4 protein-coding genes and 1 pseudogene are annotated in these 6,269 nt (G+C 57.8%); 2 read left to right on the forward strand and 3 right to left on the reverse strand.

Features of this window, described 5'->3' with window-relative positions:
- Positions 1–185: 185 nt before the first annotated feature.
- Positions 186–437 (forward strand): accessory factor UbiK family protein, encoded by a 252-nt coding sequence (locus tag HWX55_RS21140; RefSeq protein ID WP_006489451.1) that lies wholly within the window; start codon positions 186–188, stop codon positions 435–437.
- Positions 438–727: 290 nt separating this feature from the next.
- Positions 728–1,732, forward strand: a pseudogene (locus tag HWX55_RS21145) (ATP-binding protein); the annotation flags it as partial.
- A gap of 121 nt (positions 1,733–1,853) precedes the next feature.
- Here HWX55_RS21145 and HWX55_RS21150 read toward each other — a convergent pair.
- The 3 genes from HWX55_RS21150 to HWX55_RS21160 form a co-directional block, all read right to left on the reverse strand.
- On the reverse strand, positions 1,854–3,146 hold the full coding sequence (locus HWX55_RS21150; protein WP_175977151.1) for a tyrosine-type recombinase/integrase: 1,293 nt from the start codon (positions 3,144–3,146) through the stop codon (positions 1,854–1,856).
- 158 nt (positions 3,147–3,304) lie between these two features.
- Entirely contained in the window at positions 3,305–3,886 is a 582-nt protein-coding gene (locus HWX55_RS21155) for a hypothetical protein (RefSeq protein WP_175977152.1), read from the reverse strand.
- The gene (locus tag HWX55_RS21160) at positions 3,883–5,985 is read right to left on the reverse strand and encodes a hypothetical protein (protein WP_175977153.1); all 2,103 of its coding nucleotides are present in this window, start codon (positions 5,983–5,985) and stop codon (positions 3,883–3,885) included. Before HWX55_RS21160 ends, HWX55_RS21155 begins: the two co-directional genes overlap by 4 nt.
- Positions 5,986–6,269 lie beyond the last annotated feature (284 nt).

Consider the following 6,269-nt stretch of genomic DNA (forward strand, 5'->3'; position numbering starts at 1 on the left):
GTTTGCTGGCGCGGCGAAAGGATCGTTGCTAGAGTGCACGCACGTCCCGGCTCGCCGGGCCATTCACCCATGCGGGCGCCGTGCCCGGAATTCGCGCCTCGCGCGCACCATTTCCGGTCATGCGTGCATCATGGGCACGTACGCAACTGAAGATGCACATTTTTTGTGCAAGGAAGGGGAATCACATGAAGCAACCCAGCGACGTTTTCAACGATCTGCAGTCGCGCGTCAGCGATTTGCTGAAAAACTCGCCGGCCAAGGACGTCGAGCGCAACGTGAAGGCCATGCTGTCGCAAGGCTTCTCGAAGCTCGACCTCGTCACGCGCGAGGAATTCGACACCCAGGCACAGGTGCTCGCCCGCACCCGCGTGCGGCTCGAGGAACTCGAAAAGCGCGTCGCGGAACTCGAGCAGAAGCTCGCCGCCCCGCAGGCCTGACGCCCCACCCGGCCGCAAGGTCCGGGCGCGGGCCGCGTCGTGCGGCCTGCGCCCGCCACCTTCCTCCGCGCTTCGTCGTTCGTCGTTCTTCGCTGCACCCTCTGCTCTTCGTAGTCCATCGCTCTTCGCAGCACCCTCCGCTCTTCGCAGTCCATCGCTCTTCGCTGTTCGTCGTTCGCAACACCTCGTTCTTTCCCCGCGCCACGCCGGCAAGCGCGCACCGATTTCTCCGATTCCCGCGGCATGCGGCCCCGAACGGCCGTCGCCGCCTGTCATGCAGGAGCCCCGCCATGTCGCTCGCCGTGGTGCGCAGTCGCGCGCCCGCTTCCGGCCGCGCGCCGGACGTCACCGTCGAAGTCCATCTCGCCAACGGGTTGCCGTCGTTCTCGATCGTCGGGCTGCCCGATCTCGAAGTCCGCGAAAGTCGCGAGCGCGTACGCGCCGCGCTGCAGAACTGCGGATTCGAATTCCCGGTGCGCCGTATCACCGTCAATCTCGCGCCGGCCGACCTGCCGAAGGAATCCGGCCGCTTCGACCTGCCGATCGCGCTCGGCATCCTCGCCGCGAACGGCCAGATCCCGGCCGACGCGCTGGCCGGCCGCGAATTCGCGGGCGAGCTGTCGCTGACCGGCGCGCTGCGGCCGATGCGCGGCGCGTTCGCGATGGCGTGCGGCGCCGCGCGGGACTGGCGGGCGGACGCATGCGGCGCGGGCCTCGCCGGCGGCGCAAGCGTGAGTGCCGGCGCACCGCGCGAGTCCGTCGCGACATCGCGTCCGCCCGAGCTGTACCTGCCGCTCGACAGCGCCGCCGAGGCCGCGCTCGTGCCGGGCGTGACCGTATTCGGTGCGCGCGACCTGCCCGCGCTGTGCGCGCACCTCGCCGATGCGCCGGACGGACGGCTCACGCCGGTCGCGGCGCCCTGTCTCGACGGCCTGCCGGCGCCGGCCGCGCCCGACCTCGCGGACGTCGTCGGCCAGCGCAGCGCGCGGCGTGCGCTGGAAGTCGCGGCCGCGGGCGGGCATCACATGCTGATGGTCGGCCCACCCGGGGCCGGCAAGTCGATGCTGGCCGCGCGCCTCGCCGGGCTGCTGCCGCCGCTGACCGATGACGAGGCGCTAACCTCGGCCGCGCTGCTGTCCGCGAGCCGGCTCGGCTTCTCGCCCGCGCAGTGGCGCCGCCGGCCGTTCCGTTCGCCGCATCACTCGTCCAGCGCCGCCGCGCTGGTCGGCGGCCGCAATCCGCCGCAGCCGGGCGAAATCACGCTCGCGCACCTCGGCGTACTGTTTCTCGACGAACCCGTTGTTTCGCTTTTGTCAAAAAGTTGCTCACCGCCGATTGCTACATAAATCAGAAGCTTGTATGGCTTCTGAACATTTTGGGGTTGAGCAACTTCATATTCTGCCGACCGCGCGCGCGTCAGCGCTTGGCCAGACCGAGAGCGTCCGCGAGCATGGCGCCGCTTTCACTTCGTTTGGTCTCAAAGCCTACAGTCCTAGACAACTCGTCGACCAGACGCATCAGACCTTTTTCAAGCCTGTCGGCGTACTGCAAGGCGTCAAGCGTCTCCCGTTCAGCCTGGAGTTCCGCTAGCTCAGCCCTTCCTTCCCGCGCCAATCGTTGAAGTTCGACAGATGGCGACGGCTCCTCCATCAGTAGCGGCATTAATGCGAACGCCCAGTCCACATAGCGGTGCAGCGTGCTTTCGGTCGTCAAGCCAGTCTCTTGCATAATCTCGACCTTCAAATGCTCGAATTTCATGCATAGCTCAAAGAAGTGCTGCGCATTGGTAACTTTATGAGCGACGATAAACCGATAGACCTTCATTGTGAAAAATCGATGACGGAACAGATGGGGATGCGCCTTTTCCTTGATTCCAGCCGCCTTCCTCAAGATATGGACTTCCAGCGTCACGGTATCCGGAGTGATGGGTTTTCCGGTTCTAATATTGACAAAAACAAACCCATGGTCACTTTTTCCCAAACATCTATCAACAATCGGCGCTCGGTAAAGCTCGACATACTCGATTAGGAAATCCAATTCCGCATGTGAAATCGGAACTTTCCGTATTTGCGGCGCCCCCCTACGTTTGACGGTCATTAGGTCGATGAAAGGTCGCTCCATTTCTTTGGCACGCATGACATCATCAACCTTTAGATTTGCTGCCTCTATTCGTCGCGGCCCGACTGCCTCTAGGAACCGGAGAATTGTTAGCCGACGCATCTTTTGCGCAGACGTACGGCTCGATGTAACCGCTGCTTGACGCAATAAATTGATGTTGTGCTCGGTGACCGGGTTTCTGCGATTCTCCGCACTTTTTTCGGGAAAACATGGGTGATGCCAATACTCGACGCGGACCTCCTGATTTCCAGACAATTTTTTTGAAAAGGTCTTTTTGTACGCTTGAATGTGTGGACCTGTTGGAGCCACGTAGTCGGCGATGTTCCGCCTCTTTCCTACAAAGTCGAGAAAGCTGAGCGTGCGTCGCCCGATTCTAAGAATTGTTGTGTTGCACTTGACTTGCTCACCATCCGACCTTTTTTCCGCAGCCAGCCCACGCATAAACAGTACGAATTGCGCGTCCGTCAGACGGTGGAAATCCAATTTGTTCGCATGGCAGTAACGCACTACCGGGCTCAACTCTGAACTGTATGTACCAAGCGTCCCGCCGCGGTCAAATAGCGAGCGGCTCTGTGCCAGCAGAAATGCCATGTAGGCGGCAATCTCCATGCACCAGCGCCCATCAGGCCATCTCGGCAGCGGCATTCCACCCACGCTAATCGTGCGAATCTGACTTCGTTCATATGAGCGAAATACTTCTGTCCCAGCAGGCGCCCGGACGAATAGCTGTTTGCGTCCCTTTCCGCGACTCATAGCTGCCTCAACTGGACCAGCCAAGTTTCAGTAGCACTACCAATTTCCACAACCGGTCGATTCGCAAGGTCAAACATTGCAAGCAGTCTTTCTTCCTCTTTATCCCATAGTTCAACCATGGCCGGACTGCGCGAGCGATTCGCGAGGCGTCTGCCAGCCTTGAGGGCTTCGTGAAACGCCGTCGTCACATGCCAGAGGTCAACCATGGCTTGAACGTGCGCGAAATTCGCTGACGTCAAATCTTCGCCCAGCCGCGCTTTAGTTCGATGTTTTGATTTGAGGCTTATCCGCGTTTCTTCTTCAACGGCCGCTAGCGCCGTCTCCCGAAGAGAATTGAGGCCCTCGAACCCTCCGTCAAGCACTGCGGCGGCTAATCGTTCGACTGTTGACCTCGAGGTTCCTGTAATGCGATGCTCCACATTCGAATACTTGGCAAGACGACTTTGCCGCTTCAACGCAGAAAGCAGATGGGTGTCACCCAGATATGCTCGAGGGTTTCCGATGATTTTTCCCAAAAACACTTCGAGCGCGACCACTGATTTCTCGTTCGGCGTACGTGGTTTGCGCTTGGCAGTCATTTCCGCCTCTCGATTCGAGCCACAATCTTGTACTGATGGCCGTCAGCCTGCGGAAGAAACACTGGCTCGACCACGAGCCCTTTTCTCATCTGTTGATTTAGATAGTCTTCAAGGGCGTCCGCATCAATAAGCGAAAACCTCCGCGTTCCGAAATGCGCTTCGGCAAGGTCACCCAACTCCTTACGGACACGCTCATGAAGTTCAACGACCTGTTGCTCCTCGGGAAGGCGTAGCTCATCGACAAGGAAATAAGCGGCAGCCTCCCGTTTCATATCCCCCGAGACTGTGTTGGTCAGGTAGTGCCACAAATGTGCGGCGTCGACTTGGCCAACGAACCAGCGAAGCGTGTTCAGATTGCCCTGTCGTGCGGCGAAGAAGAAGGTAATAATCAAGAACCGACGGAACTGATGCTCCCGCAGGTAGTGCCGACACCCATGCTCGTTTGTTGGCGTATCGAAATAATCACAGAAGACGTCTAAAGCCATGTTGAACGAAACAGGGAGAGGGACACGCAGTCCATAGTGTCCTGGCATACTAAACAACGCTCCGAAGCCGTCCGTACAATCGGCATGAACGAGCTGGGATTGAAAATCTTCCACGATTGAAACGATTTGCCCAACTATGGGTGGCACCGGCCGAGACTCTTCCTGACGTAATCCACCAGCTCCCGATTTCGCATTCCTAAAGATAATGTAAGACCGCGAGGAATCCAAACACCCAACAGTCGGCAACTTCAGGAGCTCGATTTGCCTACGTGCTGTGATTGGACCAATCACATGAGCAATCGAACCGTATAAGACATGAATGTTCTGTAACAGTCCGTGCCCCTTACGAAGGTCCTCAAAAAATTTGTTCGGGTTGGGCCTGTTGTCGCATTTTCTAAACTGCGGCCAGTTTGTTGCGTGCTGTCGCAAGCAGAACGTGGAGACTCCAAAGTTGAGTGCCCCTTCCGTCATAAATTCCCGAACATCTCTGTTGCAAACGAGCGCTTGGAGAGAGGTATTCTCCGCCTTCGCGGCTTTCATCAGGTTCGCGTAGCTCAGAAGTAAGTCTTCGCCATGTTCCATCGCGAACTCAATAGCGTGCCGTATGCCGTCCAATACTTGCCAGACCGGTGGATTCCGGTACCGGCCCGGGGTGCTCGCTTCATAGCGGCTCGCGTCTTTGTCCCGGATTGCTTCGACGGCGTCGAGAGGCACATCCACTCCAGCGCTAGCTAACGTTGACAAGCTGAAGATTGTCATTCTCCATGCTTGAACGTACTTCGAGGAGGGCCTGTCTCTTTCGATGGTACGGACGTCAACACCCGGATACTCCCGGCGGTACTTTTCCACGGGGTAGAGACAGAGCTCACCGGGTATCGCTTTTCTCCCTCTTCCGAAAATCGTATCTTTGTAGATAATCTCCGTCAATTTGGGGACATACGGCACGTACCGGTAGTCGTGAGTTCCCGCAGTTCGATACATCTTCAGCAGCCAAAGCACAGCTCTCCAGGAGGCGAGTTGAGTTCTATCCGACGTCAGAGTCCAATCTTCTTCCGGAACTGAAATGTCGCCGAACACCTCGTGTCGTTTCAATAGCTGGTCGACATCACCTTGGTTCTCATGTACCTGCTCGTCGAGCCATCGGGCGAGACGCTCTGACCAGTGATATATGACCTCTTCATCGTTCGGTCCTGCCGCACAGCGGAACAGAAGTTCATCGAAGTCACTCTCCGTCACCAAATCGAATCCATACCGGTCGAGCTTGAACCGGTCGTTCTGTAGCAGGAAGAAGTCGACGAACCGGCACGCCCGGTAAACCAACTGTTTGGTCGCGGGCTCATCCATTACTCTCCCTCTCATAGTGGCTGGGTGTGCTCGACTAGTGACTATCAATTTGAACGTCTCGAGCATTTCGGCGTGAGCTTTGTCCGTTAGACGCCCCTTTCCAAATGCTACGGACCACTCAATCGTGCGTTCATAATCGCCGAATCGCATGACCCAAGTATTCGCCGGAAAGGGACTTTTGAGCCAAGTCGCCACCTGCAGGGCTGAAGTACGCGGATGCAGCATAGACTGGAGACGTTCCAACAATCCTTCCGGCATGTTCTTAAGCATAGATTGCCTCCGGAGACACCAGTCCAGAACAGTCACGCCGCCTCGCTGCTTTGAGCATCATTCGGAAGTCGTCACGAGGTGGAGAGCTGTGCTCGATATACTCAAACAACTTCCCGGCATATTCGTCCCACATGATGGCAAGTTTTGACACCGGTTGCTGAGCACTGGCAACCGCAGTGTTGATTTGCACGGAATCCTGACCCACCCTACGCAGTAATTTGCATCGAATATTGACCCACGTAGAACACTGACCTGCTCGGCAACGGGCAGGGGAACGGAGTGAT

Source organism: Burkholderia sp. BCC1047, from assembly GCF_902833155.1.
Taxonomy (GTDB): domain Bacteria; phylum Pseudomonadota; class Gammaproteobacteria; order Burkholderiales; family Burkholderiaceae; genus Burkholderia; species Burkholderia sola.